General features: G+C 32.7%; 24 protein-coding genes, 4 tRNA genes and 1 riboswitch. Of the genes, 3 read left to right on the top strand and 25 right to left on the bottom strand.

Annotated features, from left to right (window positions below):
* Nucleotides 1-272 (bottom strand): IS200/IS605 family transposase (tnpA, locus tag BUB63_RS00625; protein WP_073247605.1); only part of this gene is annotated, 272 nt, incomplete at its 3' end.
* Nucleotides 273-593: 321 nt separating this feature from the next.
* On the opposite strand from tnpA, the gene BUB63_RS00620 reads away from it, so the two are divergent.
* On the top strand, nt 594-1,514 hold the full coding sequence (locus tag BUB63_RS00620) for a hypothetical protein (protein WP_073247604.1): 921 nt from the start codon (nt 594-596) through the stop codon (nt 1,512-1,514).
* Nucleotides 1,515-1,826: 312 nt separating this feature from the next.
* Here the strand turns inward: BUB63_RS00620 and hpf are convergent, their stop codons facing one another.
* The 14 genes from hpf to BUB63_RS00550 all read right to left on the bottom strand — a co-directional run bounded on the left by hpf (nt 1,827) and on the right by BUB63_RS00550 (nt 11,820).
* The gene (hpf, locus tag BUB63_RS00615) at nt 1,827-2,351 is read right to left on the bottom strand and encodes a ribosome hibernation-promoting factor, HPF/YfiA family (RefSeq protein WP_027307875.1); all 525 of its coding nucleotides are present in this window, start codon (nt 2,349-2,351) and stop codon (nt 1,827-1,829) included.
* A 646-nt stretch (nt 2,352-2,997) separates the two neighbouring features.
* Nucleotides 2,998-3,636 (bottom strand): ComF family protein, encoded by a 639-nt coding sequence (locus tag BUB63_RS00610; protein WP_159431438.1) that lies wholly within the window; start codon nt 3,634-3,636, stop codon nt 2,998-3,000.
* A gap of 5 nt (nt 3,637-3,641) precedes the next feature.
* A complete protein-coding gene (locus BUB63_RS00605; RefSeq protein ID WP_027307877.1) occupies nt 3,642-5,264 on the bottom strand; it encodes a hypothetical protein in 1,623 nt (540 codons plus the stop codon).
* 18 nt (nt 5,265-5,282) lie between these two features.
* On the bottom strand, nt 5,283-7,496 hold the full coding sequence (gene recD2, locus BUB63_RS00600) for an SF1B family DNA helicase RecD2 (RefSeq protein WP_073247602.1): 2,214 nt from the start codon (nt 7,494-7,496) through the stop codon (nt 5,283-5,285).
* Nucleotides 7,497-7,516: 20 nt separating this feature from the next.
* Entirely contained in the window at nt 7,517-8,017 is a 501-nt protein-coding gene (locus BUB63_RS00595) for a hypothetical protein (protein ID WP_027307879.1), read from the bottom strand.
* Between the two features lie 82 nt (nt 8,018-8,099).
* Nucleotides 8,100-8,249, bottom strand: coding sequence for a YvrJ family protein (locus BUB63_RS00590; protein ID WP_073247601.1), 150 nt, complete (start codon nt 8,247-8,249; stop codon nt 8,100-8,102).
* A 312-nt stretch (nt 8,250-8,561) separates the two neighbouring features.
* Nucleotides 8,562-8,780: a DUF2922 domain-containing protein gene (locus BUB63_RS00585; RefSeq protein ID WP_027307880.1), complete on the bottom strand. Its 219-nt coding sequence runs from the start codon at nt 8,778-8,780 to the stop codon at nt 8,562-8,564.
* Nucleotides 8,781-8,794: 14 nt separating this feature from the next.
* Nucleotides 8,795-9,019, bottom strand: coding sequence for a DUF1659 domain-containing protein (locus tag BUB63_RS00580; RefSeq protein WP_027307881.1), 225 nt, complete (start codon nt 9,017-9,019; stop codon nt 8,795-8,797).
* A 133-nt stretch (nt 9,020-9,152) separates the two neighbouring features.
* Nucleotides 9,153-10,340 (bottom strand): methionine adenosyltransferase, encoded by a 1,188-nt coding sequence (gene metK / locus BUB63_RS00575; RefSeq protein ID WP_027307882.1) that lies wholly within the window; start codon nt 10,338-10,340, stop codon nt 9,153-9,155.
* A gap of 191 nt (nt 10,341-10,531) precedes the next feature.
* Nucleotides 10,532-10,636: riboswitch (SAM riboswitch) on the bottom strand.
* A 108-nt stretch (nt 10,637-10,744) separates the two neighbouring features.
* Nucleotides 10,745-11,113 (bottom strand): YkvA family protein, encoded by a 369-nt coding sequence (locus BUB63_RS00570; RefSeq protein ID WP_027307883.1) that lies wholly within the window; start codon nt 11,111-11,113, stop codon nt 10,745-10,747.
* A 263-nt stretch (nt 11,114-11,376) separates the two neighbouring features.
* Nucleotides 11,377-11,461, bottom strand: a tRNA-Tyr gene (locus tag BUB63_RS00565).
* 109 nt (nt 11,462-11,570) lie between these two features.
* Nucleotides 11,571-11,655 (bottom strand) — tRNA-Tyr (locus BUB63_RS00560).
* A gap of 5 nt (nt 11,656-11,660) precedes the next feature.
* Nucleotides 11,661-11,736 (bottom strand) — tRNA-Thr (locus BUB63_RS00555).
* 8 nt (nt 11,737-11,744) lie between these two features.
* Nucleotides 11,745-11,820 (bottom strand) — tRNA-Val (locus tag BUB63_RS00550).
* Nucleotides 11,821-12,155: 335 nt separating this feature from the next.
* Between BUB63_RS00550 and BUB63_RS00545 the strand changes: the two genes are divergently transcribed.
* Entirely contained in the window at nt 12,156-12,899 is a 744-nt protein-coding gene (locus tag BUB63_RS00545; RefSeq protein ID WP_027307884.1) for a PP-loop family protein, read from the top strand.
* On the opposite strand, the gene BUB63_RS00540 is transcribed toward BUB63_RS00545, so the two are convergent.
* Nucleotides 12,896-13,459: a hypothetical protein gene (locus tag BUB63_RS00540; RefSeq protein WP_143290220.1), complete on the bottom strand. Its 564-nt coding sequence runs from the start codon at nt 13,457-13,459 to the stop codon at nt 12,896-12,898. The two genes, BUB63_RS00545 and BUB63_RS00540, sit on opposite strands and share 4 nt — an antisense overlap.
* Nucleotides 13,460-13,565: 106 nt before the next feature.
* Here BUB63_RS00540 and yyaC point away from each other — a divergent pair, with 106 nt between their 5' ends.
* Nucleotides 13,566-14,105, top strand: coding sequence for a spore protease YyaC (yyaC, locus tag BUB63_RS00535; RefSeq protein ID WP_027307886.1), 540 nt, complete (start codon nt 13,566-13,568; stop codon nt 14,103-14,105).
* 163 nt (nt 14,106-14,268) lie between these two features.
* Here yyaC and mreB read toward each other — a convergent pair whose 3' ends face one another.
* The 9 genes from mreB to atpG all read right to left on the bottom strand — a co-directional run bounded on the left by mreB (nt 14,269) and on the right by atpG (nt 22,651).
* Nucleotides 14,269-15,285, bottom strand: coding sequence for a rod shape-determining protein (mreB, locus tag BUB63_RS00530; protein ID WP_027307887.1), 1,017 nt, complete (start codon nt 15,283-15,285; stop codon nt 14,269-14,271).
* A 110-nt stretch (nt 15,286-15,395) separates the two neighbouring features.
* Nucleotides 15,396-15,650: a sporulation transcriptional regulator SpoIIID gene (spoIIID, locus tag BUB63_RS00525; protein ID WP_027307888.1), complete on the bottom strand. Its 255-nt coding sequence runs from the start codon at nt 15,648-15,650 to the stop codon at nt 15,396-15,398.
* Between the two features lie 120 nt (nt 15,651-15,770).
* The gene (locus tag BUB63_RS00520; protein WP_073247600.1) at nt 15,771-16,556 is read right to left on the bottom strand and encodes a M23 family metallopeptidase; all 786 of its coding nucleotides are present in this window, start codon (nt 16,554-16,556) and stop codon (nt 15,771-15,773) included.
* Nucleotides 16,557-16,646: 90 nt separating this feature from the next.
* Nucleotides 16,647-17,717, bottom strand: coding sequence for a stage II sporulation protein D (gene spoIID / locus BUB63_RS00515; protein ID WP_027307890.1), 1,071 nt, complete (start codon nt 17,715-17,717; stop codon nt 16,647-16,649).
* A 236-nt stretch (nt 17,718-17,953) separates the two neighbouring features.
* A complete protein-coding gene (murA, locus tag BUB63_RS00510; protein WP_200790109.1) occupies nt 17,954-19,207 on the bottom strand; it encodes a UDP-N-acetylglucosamine 1-carboxyvinyltransferase in 1,254 nt (417 codons plus the stop codon).
* 18 nt (nt 19,208-19,225) lie between these two features.
* A complete protein-coding gene (locus tag BUB63_RS00505) occupies nt 19,226-19,915 on the bottom strand; it encodes a YwmB family TATA-box binding protein (protein ID WP_073247598.1) in 690 nt (229 codons plus the stop codon).
* Nucleotides 19,916-19,978: 63 nt separating this feature from the next.
* On the bottom strand, nt 19,979-20,389 hold the full coding sequence (gene atpC, locus BUB63_RS00500; protein ID WP_073247597.1) for an ATP synthase F1 subunit epsilon: 411 nt from the start codon (nt 20,387-20,389) through the stop codon (nt 19,979-19,981).
* Nucleotides 20,390-20,400: 11 nt separating this feature from the next.
* Complete coding sequence (atpD, locus tag BUB63_RS00495) at nt 20,401-21,795, bottom strand: F0F1 ATP synthase subunit beta (protein WP_027307894.1); 1,395 nt, start codon at nt 21,793-21,795, stop codon at nt 20,401-20,403.
* Nucleotides 21,796-21,805: 10 nt separating this feature from the next.
* Nucleotides 21,806-22,651 (bottom strand): ATP synthase F1 subunit gamma, encoded by an 846-nt coding sequence (atpG, locus tag BUB63_RS00490; protein ID WP_027307895.1) that lies wholly within the window; start codon nt 22,649-22,651, stop codon nt 21,806-21,808.
* Between the last annotated feature and the right edge of the window lie 19 nt (nt 22,652-22,670).

Below are 22,670 nucleotides of genomic sequence, written 5' to 3'. Positions count from 1 at the left end.
TCTTTCTTTATCAATCTTGATGAAGCACTTTTATATGCATTTATAAACTTAGACAACTCTGTATTAGGATGTGCTTTGAATAATATATGGATATGGTCTTTATTATGGTTCCATTCTTGTAATGTGATATTATAATTATCCTGTATCTTTTCAAATATTTCTTTTAGTCTATTCGATATATTATCATCAATAACTTTTCTTCTATATTTAGTTACCAAAACAAGATGATAATACAACAAGAATACTGAGTGATTATTATTGTCTAAATCCATTATATTACATAACCTCCTTCCTATAATACTGATTATATCATAAAGGAAGAATGTGTCAAACAACATTCATCACCCACTTATAGAAGTGGGCCACTTCTGTTGCTTTTTAGTTAAATAAAAAAATTAGAAAAATTTAGTTGACAAAATTAGCCTAAAAGACTAAAATTAAAGTAAAGATATGTAGATATTTGACGAAATTTGAAACCCCCAATACACCACTCCCCCTACCCACTTAATGTGGGTATTTTTTTTACCTAAAAGAAGGAATTGTAAAATAAACATAGAATATATATTAAATAACAAATGTTGGGGGGTGTTGTTTTGGATGAAATGCTTCTTCATCAACTAATAGAAGAAGTTAAACTTCTTAGGGAAGAAATTAGACTTTTAAATTTAAAAATTGATGGGGGGAGTAATTTAAAGAAAAATTTAATTAAAATTGAAAAATTAAATCACATAGGTGTTTCAGAAACTCAAAATGATACCATTGAGTTAAACAATCAAAATGCTGCTATTAATTATATTATGTCGCGAAAAATGATGATAAAAAATTATAAAACCGACGTTGATGATGATATTTTTATGAAGCTCTCTAATTATCTTGGGAATAGATACGAATATCTTAGGGAATTATATGCTGTCATAAAACCCTCTTTATCAAATGGAAATAGTTTCTTTTTTAATATGCAGAACAAACCTCAAGAGGTTATAACCTACTGTACTCAGTTTTGTAGCCTTCTTTATAAAAACGCATTTTTATCAAACTATTCCTATAAAAAATCAAGTAGAATTATAACAGGAGCACCACAAAGAGTAGGTAGGGTAATAAACTTCTTTACAGGTGGATGGCTTGAAAACTACATTTTAAACATTGTAATTAGTGAGCTTCATACAAAGGGAATTAATGACTTTTCCTTTGTTCAAAACTGCCAGTTGGAACTACCAAATGGCGATAACTTTGAAGTTGATATGCTGTTTATAGTTAAAGATGTTCCTATATGGATAGAATGTAAAACAGGCGATTACCAAAGATATATATCAAAATACTCGGATTTTAGAAAACGTATGGGAACAACAAAAGAAAATTCACTTCTAATAATTTCTGACCTTCAAGCGGGACTTAGTAAAAACTTATCTTCGACATTTGATTTAACTGCAATGAGTTTATCAGAGGCAAAACTTTATATAAGTGAGTTAATTGAAAATATACAAAATAAGATACCAAGAGAAGAAGGGGCCTAACGGCCCCTTGAGATTGTTGACAAAACTACTTGTTAGCTAAATTTTGAAAAAGCCCCATGAATGGATTTCAATGGGCTCTTTCGTGAGCTTTAGCAATTCTTAGCTTTTCGACTTTGGAAAAGTCCGTAATTCGGCACAGGACGTGCCGAGCCGAGCGGCCATCAGGACGATGGCATCGCGAGGGTAGGACTTTTCCAAACAAAGAAAAGCTTAGAATTGATTAGCGAAATGAACGAATGCCCAAGAAATCCTTCATGGGGCTAATCAATATATAACTTTTTCAACAAACTAAAAGGGCCTAACGGCCCCTTCTTAAAATTCTGGTTCTATTAATCCATATCCTCCATCGTTTCTCTTATAAACAACGTTCACATCATCAGTCTCTGCATTCTTAAATACAAAAAAATCGTGTCCTAAAAGTTCCATCTGTAAAACTGCCTCTTCAACATTCATTGGCTTTAATGAAAATCTCTTTATCTTCTTTATATTAACATCATCCTCATCAAAATCATATTTTGGAACTTCTGCAAACTTTATAGCACCTTCTCTAATTTGTTTTTCAAGTTTTGTTTTATGTTTAATTATTTGCTTTTCAAGCTTCTCAACTACATTATCTATGGATGAATACATATCATTAGTTGATTCTTCTGCTCTTAGAATCATTCCATTGAAGGGTATTGTAACTTCAATTATTTGTTTTGTCTTTTGAACACTTAATGTTATATGTGCCTCTACATCTCCTGAAAAATACCTTTCTAATTTTCCAAGCTTCCTTTCTACTGTTGCCTTTAGGGCATCAGTTAATGCAACATTTTTACCTGTCATTATATACTTCATAGAATCTACCCCTTTCCTTATGTTATAAGGGAATTTGTTTATTATATTGTAATATTTTTATCAAATTAGTTCAAGTTCCCTTTTCAAAATTTTTTAACCATTTTGAGCATTCTAATTACGTTTTATATTTATTTTATGTATTTTTTGTACTTTTACTACACAAAATATATTTGTTCGAGTGTGGAAACTTTGGATAAATACCTGTGGATAATGTGTAAAAGTCTGTGCATAACTTTATTTTTAAGACTTTTATTTTTGTACAAGTTGTTGATAACTAATTTTCTTACAATTTTAATCGAACATAAGCAATATATTATAAAACAAATTTGTTAATCTTATTTTAACCAAAAATTATTTTTTAATTATAAAGTTAAAACAAAAAAAGTCTTCCACCCTTAGAAGACTTTTTTAAAAAATATAAAAAGGCTGTATCAACTGGCTGACCTGGTCTTTGCCCCCACACTCGCCTGCTGGAGGTTTTGCTTAAGGTGTATGCCTCTCACTAATCCCCCTCTCGAAGTTTTACTTCGGCAGGACTTACTTCTAAACCGCACCATGCTCATCAGACTTTTGTCTGACTTACGTGGGTCGTTTCGCCTGCGGCTAGCATCGACTTTCAACCACAGACCCAGCTGATACAACCTAATTAACAACTCTTTGCAAAACATATGGCATTAACTACATATGCACCCTTTTGTTTTAATGCCTTTGCACAATAATTTAGTGTTGCTCCTGTAGTTACGACATCATCTACAATTAAAACTTTTAATCCCTTTAAATTCCTCTCTGCACTAAAAGCATCCCATACATTATACCATCTATCTATGCCATTTAGCAATACTTGAGATTGAGTTTCTTTAACCCTAATAAGTAATTCTTCACATTTAATATTCGTATAATAGGATAGATACTTTGCAATCTCCTCTGATTGATTATATCCTCTATTCCTATATGTTCTTTTAGACTGCGGAACCCACGTAATTAAATCCGCATCTAAGTTTATATTTTTATTAATTAGATAGGCAATAACATTAGATAAATCTTTTTTCCCCCTATATTTCAAATCGTGTACAATATCCCTTACATTACCTTTAAACTCATAAAGTGCTATACACTCATCTAAAAAAATATCATCTTGTCCATCTATTTTTACTATATCCGTTACTCTTTCAAAACTATCTTGACATCCATCACAAATATATACTTCTTCATAGGCAAGTTCTCTACCACAAATAATACAAAAATATGGCTGTTGAAATATAACCTCTAACAGGCAATTTAGCAAAAATACTATTTTTTCAAATATCCCTTTTCCCACGCAACCTTGTTTAATATTCTTATTGTTGATTTTGCTATCTGCATATTTTCTGTTTCCTGACATGACACAAAATATACCTCTCCTATTTTCTTTCCTTGAAAATTCATAGGAATTTGACACATATATATTATTGCCTCTAATGTATATGCCCTATTGTCACTATACATAATGATTACATTTGTATTTTCATAGCTTAAATATGCATCAGCTGCATCAGAGGAAATCAATATGCTGCCCTCTTTTTTCATAAATCTAAATAGTCCATCCTTATCTTTATGAGTTGAATACTCTATCAAATCTGTATCAATATTTAAAGTCTGAGATAAAATATAATAAACCTTCTGGATATAACCTTCATCTGGCACAAAAATAATCAAGTTGTTTTTCTTGCTTATTGTAAAAAGTATAAAATCTATTGCCATTTGAGGCATAAAATCCTCTGTCCCATCTAAATATCTGGAGATTATATTCATAGGTTCAGGCATAGGTTTTTTAATTCCATCGACAGGCATATAAATCAAATCTTTATATTCCTTTTTATCTTCCTCATTTAGTGAAACCGATATTTTCAAAAACTTACCTCTCTCTTTTTTTGCTTTTTTGAAAATTTCATCCTGAAGGCTCGTTAAATCTAAAAATATCAGCCTTTTATCAAATATAACTAAATCAAAGGACTTATAAAAGCAGGGGTAATCTGTATACGATGTTACAATTATCTCGCAGTCAACAAGTTTTGCCTTTCTCCCAAGAACTATCTCTACCCTTGCACCATTTATTTTACTTTGAAACTCCTGTTTTGCTTCGTTTATAAATTTAGGAGAAGTAATATATAGAACTCTTCCTCCTACCTTTAACACTTCATAAACTGCCTCTATTAAAACATCAATGCTAAATGCCTTTGGCGATGAAAGAAGCATACTTTTTTCCCTTTTAGACTTTATAAATTCTGTTACTTCCTTCAATGTATTAACTGTTGCTATAGAACTCCTATTTATTATAGGTTCAATATGGGGCGGCTTTAAATTATTATAGTTGTCAGCAGCATAGAGAAGTATATCATCCTCAATATGTTCAAAATTACAAACATCGCATTTTTCCTTTTCACACAAAAAACATACTTCTTTATTTTTAATGGTTTTTACAGCCTTTGTATATTTAATTCTTCTCTCACAATACAGAGTCTGTATTACATCTATAACTAATTCATAATCCATATTTTTTATTTCATCTAATTCCATTAAATATCTAAAGGAAATTATCTTTCCCTTTATATATTCCTCTATCCTCTCTAAATCCTCAACCTTGGGAATAGGCTTACCGCTTGTAATAAATCTACTCTCCTTCTTTATACCATAACTCTTTAATATTTTATTTAGATAATACTCCTGAAGAGATATAAATCTTCCAATAAAGTTCCCACTGTAAATTTGATTTATTATCTCTTCAGCAACACATAAATCTATTTTATCCGTTAAAATCTCTATATTGGTTATTCCCCTAATCTTCCTTAAAACTTCAAAATCTATCTGAGGATTTAATGTAATATCATATATGCTTCCGCCCTTACCCCTTGCCTTATATAAATATACCTCCACACAGAACACTCCCTTTTATCAGGATATTGCCTTTAAATAATTAATTATTCTACATCTTAGCCCTGAATACCTCTTTGTTATTGTATTATTTTTTATCATATATTTTAGTGCGGCTCTGTTTCCTATAAGGACAACAAGCTCCTTTGCACGCGTTACACCTGTATAAATTAAATTTCTTGTCATAAGCATTGGTGGCCCAAAGCATACAGGTATAACTACTACCTTAAATTCACTTCCTTGACTTTTGTGAATTGTAATTGCATAGGCAAGCTCAAGTTCTTCAAGATTTGAAAAGTCATATTCAACTTTTCTATCATCAAACATAACTATTATTTGCTGATTTTCTAAATCAATATCCTCTATATATCCTATGTCTCCATTAAATACTCCTCTTCCCTTTTCCCCTGTGACTACACTTTCCCATTCTATATTGTAGTTGTTTTTAATCTGCATAACCTTATCAAATCTTCTAAAAACAAATTCCCTAAAACTCTTTTCTGTTTTAAACTTTGCTGGTGGGTTTAAAACAGACTGCATACTTATATTAAGGTTGTTAACACCCGCATCTCCCTTTCTCATTGGAGATAATATTTGAATATCTTTAACAGGGTCAATATCCTTTTTAAACCCTGGTAATCTTTCAGATACAAGCTTTACAAGCTCATCATTTAAACTCTGTGTCCCATCTAATTCGATAAAAAAGAAATCCTTATCCTTTTCATTTAAAATTGGCATCTCTCCATTATTTATTTTATGTGCATTAATAGTTATTAGACTTTTGTCCTGCTGTCTAAATATTTTGTTAAGCTTTGCAACACATATACTTCCACTTTCAATTATATCCCTTAGCACATTGCCTGCACCAACTGATGGAAGCTGATCAACATCACCAACTATTATAAGCCTTGTACCCTTCGCTACTGCCTTTAAAAGGCTGTTCATAAGCAGTATATCTATCATAGAAGCCTCATCGATTATGATTGCATGTGCTTCAATTGGACTTTCTTCATCCTTTGTAAATATTGGTATTTCATTCTCCGGCATATATTCCATCTCGAGTAGTCTATGTATAGTCTTTGCTTCATATCCTGTTGTTTCAGTTATTCTCTTTGCCGCTCTTCCTGTAGGTGCTGCTAAAACTACACTTAAACCTCTTTTCTCAAATAGTTTAATTATACACTTTATTATTGTTGTTTTCCCTGTGCCAGGTCCACCTGTAATAACACAAACACCATTTTTAACTGCCTTTTCAATAGCCTCCCTCTGCTCTTTTGCTAACTCTATTCCATTTTCATTTTCGTATTCTTTTATTTCTTCCTCTATTTCATCAAAATCCTGATTATAATTTTGAAACGAAAGCTCTATTAATTTTCTTGCTACATAAAGCTCTGATAGATAATAATATCTTAAATATACTGCTTCATCATTATCCACATTTTCTATATAAATTTCTTTATTTAAGTTGAGCATTATTATCTGTTCCCTTATTATTTCATCTGGAACATTTAAAATCTTAACGCACTCTTTAACGAGTTCCTCCTTTGGTAAATAAACGTGGCCATTTGCAATACATTGAGAAAGAATATATTTAATTCCTGCCTTAACCCTCTCCTCCGACATCATATCGTATCCTAAATTAACGGCTATCCTATCTGCTGTTTTAAAACCAACACCAGAAACTTCGTCACACAGCCTATAGGGATTAGATTTTAAAACTGCATTAGTTTCTTCTCCATATCGTTTAAAAATCTTTATCCCAAGCCCAGCAGTTATACCATAGCTCTGAAGAAAAACCATTACCTCCTTAAGCTGTCTCTGTTCCTTAAAGGATTCTGCTATTTTTTCTGCTTTTTTAGGACCTATTCCCTCCACCTCAGTAAGTTTATCAGGATTCATTTCTATTATATCAAGTGAATCTTTGCCAAAACGTTCAACTATTTTTTTAGCTGTAGCAGGTCCTATTCCCTTTATAAGGCCTGAGGCTAAATATCTTTCTATCCCCTCTATTGTTGACGGCTTTACTTCCTCACAGTAATGCACCTTAATCTGTTGTCCAAAGTTAGGGTGAAATACCCATTCACCCTGTACCTTTACTCTTTGCCCTATATTTATAAATGGAATATGACCAACAACTGAAACCAAATCCTTGTTATGCCTTATTTTAGCAACTGTATAACCATTTTCTTCATTCTTAAAAACAATATTTTCAACTACACCTTCTATATCTATCATCCAACTCTCTCCTACTAAATTTATCTTTTTAGTATTATTGTCTCTAATTTATCGTTAAGTTTCAAGACCTCATTTAAAATTGTAACAATGTTGCTATATTCTATTTTAAGTATTGTACTACTTAAATTCTTGGCAACATTTATTCTTTTTATAATACTTCTTCTATTTTCTACAAAAAATATTTTACTCCCATTATTTAATAATATGAAATTTTCATAAACTTGTTCAATAAAAAACAAGTTTATATATCCGTAACCTCCATCCCTGTGAACCCTTGGAGTTCTAACTTTAATTGGCACTAATATTGTGTCAGATGATAGTGCTATAGGGGTTAACTTACCTAAATTTGTTATCCTATTACATTTATATTTTAGCTCCCTTATATCCTGGTTATATTGTTTTGCAACTTGTCTTAGGCCATATCTTATATTCTTTTTTAGAACTACTTCATCTCTCTCATAAATAAGTATAGTACAATCCCCAACACCCTCTTTGTATTCTGGCTTAATGCAAACTAACATCAAACTCCTCCCCTTTGTAAATATAAAATGTTATATATACAATTATAATCGAACATATGTTCGATGTCAAAACCCTGTTTTTTTAAAATTTACAAATATTTGATATGTTTTTAGAAAGTTCATTTATGCTCTCTGTTAGTTTTTCCAATTTATTTTCCAATCTAACTAAAAGATAAATTGATAATACAATCGGAAAGCCAAAATTGGCTATTTGATTAAATAATTCCTCCATAATATCCCTCCATTATTTATATAAATTATACCTACAACTTATTGAAATCAATACATAACAAACACTTATTTTATATTTTTACAAAAGCCCCATATATGGATTTTGAGGCCGTTTCATAAACTTTAAGTATTTATGAAACCTATATTGAAAAAGTCCATAGTACTTTTAAAACAACATATAAAACATTATCTCTAAAGAAACTATAATTAAAGGTTTGGGACTTTTTCATTTAATATTTATTGTCACAGCCTAAAATCCATTATGGGGCTAAATTTAGCCTATTCATTCATCCAACTAATGAAGTGCCAAACATTATCTTACTGCAAGCTCTTCTACTTCTCTATTTACTACCTGTGCAGACATTATTGTTATTAAGTTTCCACCTGTTGATGTAAATATGTTCTTGCTTATAATATCCTGCATAACTGTCTTTACTTCCTGTTCTGTTATGTTTTCCCTTACATTTGGAATTGAAAGTGAAACATTCTTACCTGCTTCATTTTGAAATACCATAACAAGTGACTTTGCCATAATCTACACCCCCATTATTCATTTACTAATTCAAGAACTTCTTGTCTTAAAACTTCAATAAGATTTCCATCAACCAATGTAGAGATAGATTGTGCTGTTTCAAATACTGCCTGATGGTCTGCTTGAGGTTTTACCTTCCTTAAATTAACCACCTTTATTATGTCGTTTCCTCTTGCGTCAACTCCCATATTAAATTTCATAAGTAATGTTGATGATTGTTTAAAATCTTTTACTGCCATTTTTAATTCCCCCTTTCACTTATATAAATTGTGAATAGGGAATATTTTTACACCACTTTAAAATATAATTTTGACAAAAATCTAAAATAAAAAGTTCTATGCAACATTTCCATATTGCATAGAACTTAACTTATTACATTTCAGCTATAAGCTTCTTTATTTCATCTACCTTGTTTAGTCTTTCCCAAGGTAAATCTAAATCTGTTCTACCAAAGTGACCATAAGCTGCAACTTGTCTGTAGATTGGTCTTCTTAAATCAAGATGCTTAATTATTGCTGCTGGTCTTAGATCAAATACCTTGTTGATTATTTCAATTATCTTTTCATCTGGTAACTTTCCTGTTCCAAATGTATCAACAGTTATTGAAACTGGCTTTGCTACACCTATAGCATATGCAACTTCAACTTCAAGCTTTTCTGCTACACCAGCTGCTACAAGGTTCTTTGCAACCCATCTTGCTGCATAAGCTGCTGAACGGTCAACCTTAGTTGGATCCTTTCCTGAGAAGGCACCACCACCGTGACGGCCATATCCACCGTATGTATCAACTATAATCTTTCTTCCTGTTAGACCTGAGTCTCCGTGTGGTCCACCTATTACGAATCTTCCTGTTGGGTTTATGTAATATTTAGTATTTTCATCAAGAAGGTTTGCTGGAACAACCTTTCTTATAACGTGTTCAATCATATCTCTTTCTATTTGTTCTCTTGTAACTTCTGGGCTGTGTTGAGTTGATATAACTATTGTATCTATTCTAACTGGCTTATCATCTTCATATTCAACAGTTACTTGAGTCTTTCCATCTGGTCTTAGATAGTCAAGTGTTCCATTTTTTCTAACTTCAGCAAGTCTTCTTGATAGTCTATGTGCCATTGCTATTGGAAGTGGCATATATTCTGGTGTTTCAGTACAAGCAAAACCAAACATCATACCTTGGTCTCCAGCACCTGTAGTTGCAAATTCGTTTTCTTCACCCTTCTTTGCTTCAAGTGCCTTGTCAACACCCATTGCAATATCTGATGATTGCTCATCTATTGAAGTTATAACTGCACAAGTATCACAGTCAAATCCATATTTTGCTCTTGTATATCCTATTTCTTCGATTGTTCTTCTAACAACCTTTGGAATATCAACATAACATTTTGTTGATATTTCCCCCATAACAAGTACCATACCTGTTGTTACTGCTGTCTCACAAGCTACTCTTGCCTCTGGGTCTTCAGCTAATATAGCATCAAGTATCGCATCTGAAATTTGATCACAAATCTTATCTGGATGTCCTTCAGTAACTGATTCTGATGTAAATAATCTTCTTGCCATCTTTCTACCTCCTTTTAATATATAAATAAAATTGTTTACACTTTAATTGAAGGATTTTGAGACTAAATTTAGTATTTCTCAATCTTTTGTTTTTAATGATATGAAAATTATAAACTATATTATTTAAACCGTTTATAATTTTCAATGCATAATAAAAACCCCTTCTGACGAAGAGGCTTATATCCATAAGACTCTCATCTGCCAGAATTTAAATTCTGCAGGAATTGGCACCATTGTGCTTATGCACCGGTTGCCGGGCTTCATCGGGCCAGTCCCTCCACCTCTCTTGATAAGAGTTTCCTGTATTCAATTTAAACATCTTGAGTAATATTATCACAATAAAATATGTATGTCAATAATATTATTTATAATTTTATTTAATTAAAATATTTGCAGGACTTATCTTATCTAAATAACCTTCTAATCAATAAATATATAAGTAATAGCCATATGGCTGAAATTAACAAAGCTGAAACTATTTTTTTACCCTTAAATTTGCTTAAGTCAACCTCTATTTCTCTGCATTCTTCTATAACATAGTCAGGTACTAACTTTAATGACAGATATATTCCTAAGGGTAAAATCAATAGGTCATCTAAATAACCTAAAATAGGTATGAAATCTGGTATTAAATCTATAGGACTTAAAGCATAAGCTATAACTATTCCAATTGATATTTTTGCATACCAAGGTGTTTTAGGATATGTATATATCTTATACAATAGTTCAAGTTGCTTTAACAAATTTTCTGCCCATTTTTTTATTTTTTTCACTATAATCACCACTTTTTATTTATATTTAACTAATAAGCACAGAAGTTGCCTACTTCTATAATTGGGTAATGAATGTCGATTATCTTATAAAATAGTTATATAGAAAAAAAACTAAGTTACAATAAACCACATGGTGATATTTTAGAGGCAAATTAACCCTTTTAGTTTAGGAAAAACTTGCTTAAATTTGAGTATTGACCACTAAAGCCTCCACCTATAAAAGATGTATTTACTACTAAAAAAGAGACGCATATGCGTCTCTTTGGTGGGACGGGGTGGATTCGAACCACCGAAGGCTGCGCCAACAGATTTACAGTCTGCCCCCTTTGGCCACTCGGGAACCGTCCCATATATGGAGCCGGCTATAGGGCTCGAACCTGTGACCTTCTGCTTGTAAGTCAGTTGCTCTGCCAGCTGAGCTACGCGCCCATATATTAATATTTTATTTTTAATTTATTGGTGGGGCGAGGTGGATTCGAACCACCGAAGGCTGCGCCAACAGATTTACAGTCTGCCCCCTTTGGCCACTCGGGAATCGCCCCACTTATGGAGCCGGCTATAGGAATCGAACCTACAACCTACTGATTACAAGTCAGTTGCTCTGCCAATTGAGCTAAGCCGGCATCTTATGTGGTGGGCACGACAGGGCTCGAACCTGTGACCCTCTGCTTGTAAGGCAGATGCTCTCCCAGCTGAGCTACGCGCCCACGTTTTTACTCATCTTTTTCGTCGCTTTTTTCATTCGTCCCTCGCGACAAGTGTTATTATATAAGAGCCAAAAACTTTTTTCAAATATAATATTCCCTGTTTTTTAAGATTATATTCATATTTCTTTAAAATACTTTTATATTCTTTAAATAACTCATTATTTTATATTTAGCATCAATAGATTTCTTATAAATTATCTGCTTAAGAAATTTCTTTGATACTATTTAATTTCTATGCATTGCTCTATACTTTATCCTACAGCTTCCCCCTTGTCAATCAACAATATTTATTGTAAATTTATCTATAAATAATCGTAATTAAAAGGTGGGATAAAATGAAACAAATACTTGGAAAGCTACGAAGGGCTGCAACAGATTTCAATATGATTCAAGATGGCGATAAAATTGCTGTTGGTGTATCAGGTGGTAAGGATAGCAATCTGCTTCTTAAAGCATTAAAGATGTATCAAAGATTCTCTAATGAAAAATTCGATATTGTAGCTATAACAATTGATATGGGTTTTAAAGAATATACCCCTGAACCTTTAATAGAATATTTTAAGGAGCTTGATATTGAATTTAAAATAGTACCAACTCAAATAGGTGAAATATTATTTGATGTTAGGAAAGAAAAAAATCCTTGTTCTCTTTGTGCTAATATGAGAAGAGGAATACTGCACGATACTGCTAAAGAACTTGGATGTAATAAGGTTGCTCTTGGTCATCATCTTAACGATGCCATTGAAACCTTTTTATTATCACTTTTTTATGAAGCAAGACTTAATACCTTTTCTCCTGTAACCTATTTATCAAGGAAGGATTTATATTTAATAAGGCCTTTTGTTTATGTGTATGAAAAGGAAATAATAGGAGCTTGTAATAAATATAATATTCCTGTTGTTAAAAATCCCTGCCCTGCAAATGGGGAAACAAAGAGACAATATATGAAGGATTTAATAAAACAAATTGAACACGATATACCCTTTGTAAAGGATAATATACTGAATGCGATTACAAATATAGATCAACTTAATATATGGGATAAAGAAAAAATAAGCAAAATTTGCAAAAAGGATTAATTGCTATATTTATAAACTATACCTATTAACTCTTCATATTTTTCCTTAGGAAGCCTATCCTTTAAAATTTTAAATATATAATCGGCTTCCTTTTCTGTAACCCCATCCTTTATTATGTCATTTAATATTAAAATATCAGAAGGTTTCAAGTATTTTATTAATGAAAAAATATAAGCCTTATCATCAAGGCTTATTTTATTTTCCATAGACATAACATCGTATGTTGCTACTTGTGTTGTTTCAGCTATGCTGTCTATGTTGTAATATTCACTCGCTATATAAGTATCATATATGTATTTTAATTTTTCTATATTATTTAAACTTTGCTTATTTGTTTTTTTCTCTTCTTTATCTTTAGTTTTATTTTCTTCAAGCTTTATATTAATACCCCGATTAAAATCATCAAATATATAGCCTGTGTTCTCATCTTGAACATCATAAACTTTTTCCTCAATTGTTTCATTAACTAAAGTCTCAACTTCATTGGGTTTGATTGTAAACATTGTATACAGTGTTATTATAGTTATAATAATTACAAGGTAACTATATATTCTTTTCATAACACCCCTCCTCATATTATATTTTCCCCCTTAATTTTTTTTATATTCATTTTAGTAATAATTTACCTTTATATATGTGTATATATTAAATAAGGGGGTGGAGGATGTGCCTAATAGAGATGATTTAATAGGAATGAAGGTACATTTTAAAGATAAAGATGCTGTTGATAAGCTTTCGGAATATCTTAAAAAATTTATACGTAAAAATACTATTATTCTGTGTATTGGTACTGATAAATGTATTGGAGACTCCTTAGGTCCATTAGTTGGAACTTTACTCACCGACAAAAATTTCAATCTGCCTGTAATTGGGACACTTGAGGATCCTGCCCACGCAGTAAACTTAGAAACAAAGATTAACTTTATTAATCAATATTATAAACATCATTTTGTTATTGCAGTAGATGCTTGCCTTGGATATTCTGATTTTGTTGGGGATATTCAAGTTAAGTTAGGGCCTGTATCACCTGGAAAGGGCGTTGGTAAAAAGTTACCAAAAGTTGGAGATATCTCTATAATTGGAGTTGTAGATACAACGGATAATTCGGATATATTTGCCTTTAATTCTACAAGACTCGGATTTGTTATGCAGATGGCAAAAGTAATAACAGATGCCTTTATAAAGGCAGCAAAGGAGTCACTTTAAAACAATGATTAGCCCCATGAAGGATTTCTTGGGCATCGATTCATTTCGCTAAGTAATTCTAAGCTTATGAAAGAGCCTATTGAAATCCTATCATGGGGCTTTTTCAGATTTTTGCTAACAATTAAGTTTGCCAACAATCTGAAGCACGCAGTTATGCGTGCTTTTAATAGTTTGATATTTTAACCTCTTCAAGCTTTTCTATAAAATCTAATGCTTTCCCTGTTCCAAGTGCTACACAGGATACTGCATCCTCTGCTACCTTAACAGGCACGTTAGTCCTATCTTCTATGAATTTATCAAGTCCCCAAAGAAGTGAACCTCCTCCTGTCATAAGTATGCCTTTATCACTTATATCTGCTGCAAGTTCTGGAGGAGTTTTTTCAAGAACTGAATGAACACATTCTGCAATTTCGTGTACAGGCTCAGCAAGTGCTTCTCTTATCTCTTCAGAACTTACAACTATATTTTTGGGAAGACCTGAAATTAAATCTCTTCCTCTTATTTCCATAGAAACATCTTCTTCTCTCTTAAATGCACATCCGATATTAATCTTTAATTCTTCTGCTGTTCTTTCTCCAATCATCAACTTATATTTCTTTCTTATATATCTAATAATTGCCTCATCAAATTTGTCTCCAGCAACCTTTACCGAAGACCTAACTACCATCCCTCCAAGGGATATAACTGCAACGTCTGTGGTTCCTCCCCCAATATCTACCACCATTGTACCACTTGGTTTTGATATATCTAATCCTGCACCAATTGCTGCTGCTATAGGTTCTTCTATTAAATAAACTTTTCTTGCACCTGCATTCAATGCAGCGTCTTTAACTGCTCTTTTTTCAACCTCTGTCGCCTCACAGGGAATACATACCACTACTCTTGGCTTGCCCCATCCTCTTTTATTATAAGCCTTCTTTATAAAATGACTTAACATCTTTTCTGTTACATCATAGTCAGAAATTACACCTTCTCTTAGTGGTCTCTTTGCCACTATATTACCTGGGGTTCTACCAATCATACTTTTGGCATCTTCACCAACAGCTAAAATTTTATTACTCATTTTCTCTATAGCAACTACAGATGGTTCCTTTAATACTATTCCTTTCCCTTTTACATATACAAGTACTGTGGCAGTTCCTAAGTCTATTCCAATGTCATTTGCAGTAAAAAATCCCATTTGACACACTCCCTACATAATTATACTTAACAATTAATTATTCTACATTTTTTACTTTTTTCCTTTTATTTTAAAAGTAAATTTTTTGTTAAGAAAATAGGGAGCGTGCATTATGCTTCTGCAGATTTGTATTTTAACTTAGTTGCTTTTCCTCCCCTAATATGCCTTTCGGCTTTATTTAAATCCAATACTTCCTTTGCTTCCTTTGCAATTTGCGGATTAATTTTAGGCAACCTTTCTGTTATATCCTTATGGATGGTGCTTTTACTAACCCCAAACATCTTAGCGGTTTTTCTTATTGTTGCCTTAGATTCAATGATGTACTTTGCAACTTCTAAAACTCTCTCTTCTATATAGTCCTTCAAGGCATGTACCTCCCTTAAATACTCTTATATCATAATATGTAAAATTTTAGTATTTTATAATAATTTTTTTTTAAAATAAGGATGCAAACCTTTAGGTTTGCAACCTTATTTTTCATTAATTTACTTTAGAAATTTTTGTGGATCTACTGGTACATATTCACTACCATTTTTCTTTAGAAGCATAAAGTGTAGATGACTTCCTTCAATTGCAACGGATTCTCTAACAGAAGTATCTCCAACAACTCCTATAACTTGACCCTTAGTAACCTTTTGCCCCTCTTTAACCTTTAAATCCTCAGCAAGATTACAATAAACTGTTTGATATCCATTACCGTGATCAACAACAACTGTTACACCAAATCCTGTTTTGTTGATTGTGTTTACTATCTTGTCATCCTTAAATATCTTTAAAACTTTTCCATCAGCAGCAGCCTTTACTTCTGTTCCTAAATCTGCTTCAATATCAATTCCTTCGTGAGTTTCCCATTGGTTTAATGTTTTATTAAATAGAGGTTTAGTATCATCAAAGGGTTTTACTATTTGTCCCTCTATTGGTTTGTTAAGTTTGAAGGAAACTACTGAACTTTGCTGTGATTTCTTTGTTGAAGTTGAATTATTAGTGCTGTTTTGAGGATTATTACTTGTTGTTTGCTTTGGTAAATTTGAAGCAGGAACAGTCTTGTTCTTTGTCTTTTCTTCGATTAGTGTTGGTTCATTGTTAGGTTGTGTTATCTTCTTTTCTTCAGTAAGTTTTGAATCACCTAACTTATTAGATATATTCCTTTCGTTGCTCCTTGTAATAAACACTGCTGCTACGGCTACTATACAAAGACAGATAAATAAAATTACATAGAAACTGTCTTTGTTAAAGAATTTTGATTTTTTGAAAATGTTTTTTTCTCCCACTATCAACACCTCCATTAGTATTTTCTCCAGTTTGTGACATTTTATACATAAGAATAAAAAAGCATCTTACATTTAGTAAGATGCTCTTAATTACTGTTTTTTATTCACCAATTCATCAATTTTTTTAATTTCTATTCCCTTATAATAATGCTTTAGTATCTCATCATATTTTTTACCTCTTTTAGCCATTTCATTTGCTCCCCACTGGCTCATCCCTACCCCGTGACCATAGCCCTTTACATTAAATGTAACATTTTTACTGTCAATATTTATAGTAAAAGAAGCCGACTTTAAACCCATAGCCCACCTTATGTCTATTCCTGAAAATGTTTTATTTCCTATTTTTATTGTTTTAACCCTATCTCCCTCTGTCCATTCAAGTATTTTTATTTGCTTTGCTAAATTATTACTGCTAATACTTACATCAGGATTTAATTCTTTTATTCTTCTTATAAACTCCTGCTTCTTCATAACAACCTTTGATGAAAAACTTGGTGTTCCCTCCTCATAGGGACTTTCAACACTCACCAAGTATGGTTCTTGGTATCCAAAAACATATATGCTGTTTTCAGTCTTACCATTGCTTGTAGAATGATATTTTATATGTCTTGCAACCTCATTGTTATATGTTATTACCATCCCTTTAGTCTCTAAAACTGCCTGCGTTAATTTATTCCAATATTCATTTGCCATAGAGGCTGGCCAATTTCTAAATCTCTCCTCCTTTGTAACATAAGCTTGACAGTGAACAGTACTACATACATCAGCACCGCTATGTTTTGCACAGCCCGAACCACCATTTTGAATTAAATTGGCAAAGGCAAAGGTTCTTGCTGCAATGGCTTGTGCCTTTAGAGCCTCTATATCAAAGGCTGCAGGCATTTCTGCTGCTACAACACCTCTTATGTAGTCCTCTAGCTCTAATTCAACTATTTTGTTCTGTCCTTCAATAAAAACCTTTATTTTTATTGATTTATCACTTTTTTCCTCCTTTAGCTTGTCCTCAACCTGTGGCTTTTTTAGCGGTTCTGGTACAAATTGCTGAATCTTTGATATGTAATAGGGTAATTTTGTATCCTCTCTAACACCTCCAGAAATGATTAGGGGTATACCTATCATTAAAAATAAAATAAATAAAAAAAAGCCTGTTACCCTTTTCACTTAATCCCCCCTCGTAAAGTTCTACTACAATTTTATTTCACTATTCTTCTATTTATTCCTAAACAACAAAAGGTGCCATTACGGCACCTCAAATTGTTAAAAAAACACTCGTTAGCCAAAGTATGAAAAAGCCCTATAAAAGATTTCAATGGGCTCTTTCAAATGAACAAATGCCAGATAAATCCTTTATGGGGGGTACAATGCCAAAAAACAAAAGGTGCCATTACGGCACCTTCCTACACCCTTTCAATTTCTGCCCCTATAGACTTCATCTTGCCTACAATATCAACATAGCCCCTATCTAAATGTTGAATATCTCCAATTGTTGTCACACCATCTGCTACAAGTCCTGCTAAAATCAAACAAGCTCCTGCTCTTAAATCTGTTGCTCTAACATCTGCTCCAGTTAGTTTTTTAACTCCTTCAATAACAGCACTTCTACCATCTATTTTTATATTTGCTCCCATTCTCTTAAGTTCAGTTACGTGCATAAACCTATTTTCAAATACTGTTTCAGTTACAATTGATGTTCCTTCAACAGTACATAAATATGCCATAAATTGTGCCTGCACATCTGTGGGGAATCCTGGGTAAGGTAAAGTTTTAATATCAACTGGTTTAGGATTATCTGTTCCTATAACCCTAACTCCTCCTGGAACATCTAATACCTTTACTCCACATTCCTCAAGCTTTGCTATAATAGGTCTTATATGCTCTACAATTACATTTTCAATTATTAAATCACTTCTTGTAATTGCAGCTGCTACCATATAGGTTCCAGCTTCTATTCTGTCTGGTATAGGCTGATGGATTGTCCCCTTTAATTCCTTCACACCCTGAATTCTTATTGTGTCAGTTCCAGCTCCTAAAATATTTGCTCCCATTCTGTTTAAAAAATTAGCAAGATCAACTATCTCTGGTTCCTCTGCTGCATTTTCAATTACTGTTTCTCCCTCTGCTAAAACAGCTGCCATCATTATGTTTTCTGTTGCGCCAACTGATGGAAAGTCTAAATAGATTTTGTTCCCCTTAAGTTTTTTACACTCTGCCTCCACATATCCGTGTCCAATATTTATATCTGCACCAAGAAGTGAAAAACCCTTTAGATGTAAATCTATAGGCCTACTTCCAATATTACATCCTCCTGGCATTGAAATTCTTGCTTTTCCATATTTTGATAGTATTGGACCTAAAACTAAAAAAGATGCCCTCATCTTTTTTACAAGTTCATAGGGAGGTTCTAATGTTTTTAAAGAACCATCCTTAACTTCTATTATACCTTTATTAATATCCATATTGATATTTACACCCAAAGAGTCAAGTACACTACACATTACTTTAACATCATCAAGATTTGGTACATCATCTATAACACATCTCTCGTGGCATAAAATAGATGCAGCAATAATAGGGAGCACCGAGTTTTTTGCCGAACTTATTTTTACTGTTCCTCTTAATTTGTTATTTCCTTTTACAACAATCCTTTCCATCATATATTCCTCCAAAAATTAATACTCTTCAAATATAAGTGGACTTCCAATCCATATATATGTGCATTTATTTAAGTCACTATATCTTAAGGCTATGTTTAAGTTTATATACCTATCTTCACACTTCTTTCTCTCCTCTAAAGTTGGTAAAAAAGCAGATACGCTAACTAAGTTTTCATTTTCAATCCCATCTACAAAAATAGCCCTTTTACTCTTTAATATTTCAATTGCCTTTTCCTTCATCTCAGCTTTTGTAAGTTTACCACTAAATTTTCCTACAACCAGTATTGAAAACTTAGGAATTGCCCTATGTTTTATAAAGTTAATAAAAATAGTCTGCTTAATATTATTTATATTCACATTATGTGCATTTTGTGAAACTGTTAAGGAAGCATAAATTTTATTCTCTACATCCCTTAATCTTACTGTAATATAGCCACTTGACATAATTGCATTAAGGAAAAACTCTTCTTCTGTTTGTGTATAATCATAGGATATGACATCAAAACCACTGATTAGCTCTTTTGATAACAAATATTTATCATTATAACCTGATAGAAAACTACTTCCCTCTAACTGTATATTTATTGTTTCACCACCTGCTTCATAACAAGCATCAATAATGTCTGAATAAATTTTATTTTGATAATTCCAAAATGAAAAAATCAGAATGATTAAAACTAATAATAAACAAAACCACTTTTTCATTTTAACACCCTCCCCTTTTTATAAAAGAGTATGTCCATGAAAAAGTGGTTTTATTCAAATTTTCTATTTTTTGTTCATTATATCACTTGCCTTCAATCTTGCCGTTGCCTTCATAAGCTTTAATTTTGCCTTAAGATAATCAATATTTTCATCCTTTGCCTGAAGCTTTTTCCTTGCTCTATCAAGCTCTTCCTCTGCCCTTTCTCTATCTATTTCCTCCGGCCACTCTGCTGCATCTGCCATTATTATTGCCTTATTATCTATAAATTCGATAAAACCTCCTGCAATAACAGCATACTTATTAAAGCCATTTTGTGTAATCTTTATAACATCAGGTAAAAGTGCGGCAACATAGGGGGTGTGGTTTGCAAGAAACTGCATTTTCCCAACAAGGCTACTTACAATTAACGAATCTACTTCTCCTTTAAAAAATCTTCTATCTGGTGTAACAATCTCCAGGCTAAATTTAGCCATAACATCACCTCTTATACCTCATATCCTAATGCCTTTGCCTTTTCAACAACCTCATCTATAGTTCCAACCATAAAGAAGGCTGCTTCTGGAATATTATCGTATTTTCCATCAAGTATCTCTTTAAATCCTCTTACTGTTTCCTTTACAGGTACATATTTACCTTTTATACCTGTAAATTGTTCTGCTACTGAGAAGGGTTGTGATAAAAATCTTTGAACCTTTCTTGCCCTTGATACAACAAGCTTATCCTCCTCAGACAGTTCATCTATCCCAAGTATTGCAATTATATCCTGAAGCTCCTTATATCTTTGAAGAATATTTTTTACCCTCTGTGCTGTTTCATAGTGTTCCTCACCAACTATTCTTGGATCAAGTATTCTTGATGTTGAATCAAGTGGGTCAACTGCTGGATAAATACCAAGCTCTGCTATTGACCTTGATAAAACTGTCGTTGCATCAAGGTGTGTAAAAGTTGTTGCAGGTGCTGGGTCTGTTAAGTCATCTGCAGGAACATATACTGCCTGAACAGATGTAATTGAACCGTGCTTTGTAGATGTAATTCTCTCCTGAAGTGCACCCATCTCTGTTGCAAGAGTAGGCTGATATCCAACTGCTGATGGAATTCTTCCAAGCAATGCTGAAACCTCTGAACCTGCCTGTGAAAATCTAAATATATTATCTATGAATAAAAGCACATCTTGACCTTTATCTCTAAAATATTCTGCCATTGTAAGCCCTGTTAGAGCAACCCTCATTCTTGCTCCAGGTGGTTCATTCATCTGTCCAAACACAAGAACTGTATTATCTATAACCTTTGATTCCTTCATTTCATTATAAAGGTCGTTACCTTCTCTTGTTCTCTCTCCAACTCCTGTAAATACAGAAAGTCCTCCGTGCTGTTTTGCTATGTTATTTATAAGCTCCTGTATTAAAACTGTCTTTCCTACTCCTGCACCACCAAATAGACCAATCTTTCCACCCTTTTGATATGGTGCAAGAAGATCTATAACCTTAATACCTGTTTCAAACATCTCTGGTTGAACAGATTGTTCTTCAAAACTTGGTGGTGTTCTATGAATTGAGTAGTATTCCTCTGCCTCTACGTCTCCTAAATTGTCTATAGGCTTTCCTAAAACATTAAATAATCTACCCAATGTCTTATCACCAACAGGTACTGATATAGGTGCATTAGTATCCTCTGCCATAGCACCACGTACAAGTCCATCAGTTGAATCCATAGCAATAGCTCTTACCGTATCATCTCCAATATGCTGCATAACCTCTGCAACAAGCTCTTTTCCATTGTTATCTATTTTTATTGCATTATATATACTTGGTAAATGGCCTTCTTCAAACCTTATATCAACAACAGGTCCAATTACCTGTACAACCTTTCCCTTACTCACACTATCCCTCCTACTCCTTCAATGCTTCTGCACCACTTACAATCTCTGTTATCTCCTGAGTTATGCTGCTCTGTCTTAATCGATTATACATTGTTTGCAGCTTATTCAATAACTCCTGTGCATTCTTAGTTGCACTATCCATAGCATTCATCCTCATTGCATATTCACTCGCAATACTTGTTAAAATAGCATAGTAGAGCATATTGTTAAGATACTTTGGAAAAATATAATCTAAAACCCTACTGGCTCTTGGTTCAAACTCAAATTCCCTGTTTACCTTATCCTTTGGCTTTTCAAGTGGAAGAAGTTTTAAAACCTCCACCTCTTGTTTAACAGGCGAATAAAACTTAGTATAAATAAGTTTTACACTTCTAACCTCGCCATTTTTATAGGAGTCTATTGCGTGTTTCATAATATCTACAGCATCCCAATAAACAGGATAATCGCCAACCTCTACATACTCTGCAATAGTATCATATCCCCTTCTTACAAAAAAACTTCTTGCCTTTTCCCCAACAGTTAATAGCTTAACCTTTTTACCCTCCATATCTTCTAGGGCTCTTTTTATAACATTTGCATTATAGCTGCCACATAGCCCCGAATCAGAAGTTATAATTATATATAAATCCGTATCAACCTTATTTTTATTAAAATATATACTTGACTCTGCATCTTGACTTAATGCTAATGTTTTTATAACTTCATTGAATTTATTTATATATGGCTCATTCTTTTCAGCCCTTGCTCTAACCTTCTTAAATTTTGATGTTGCAACAAGCCCCATTGCCTTTGTAATCTTTTGAGTATTCTGTACTGACTTTATTCTTCTTTTTAAGTCAATTAGCCCTCCTGCCATAAAAACACCTCCAGAAGGG

Source organism: Caloramator proteoclasticus DSM 10124 (genome assembly GCF_900129265.1).
Taxonomy (GTDB): Bacteria; Bacillota; Clostridia; order Clostridiales; family Caloramatoraceae; genus Thermobrachium; species Thermobrachium proteoclasticum.
Note: the sequence above shows the minus strand (reverse complement) of the source record. Positions and strands in the feature narration are given on the sequence as shown.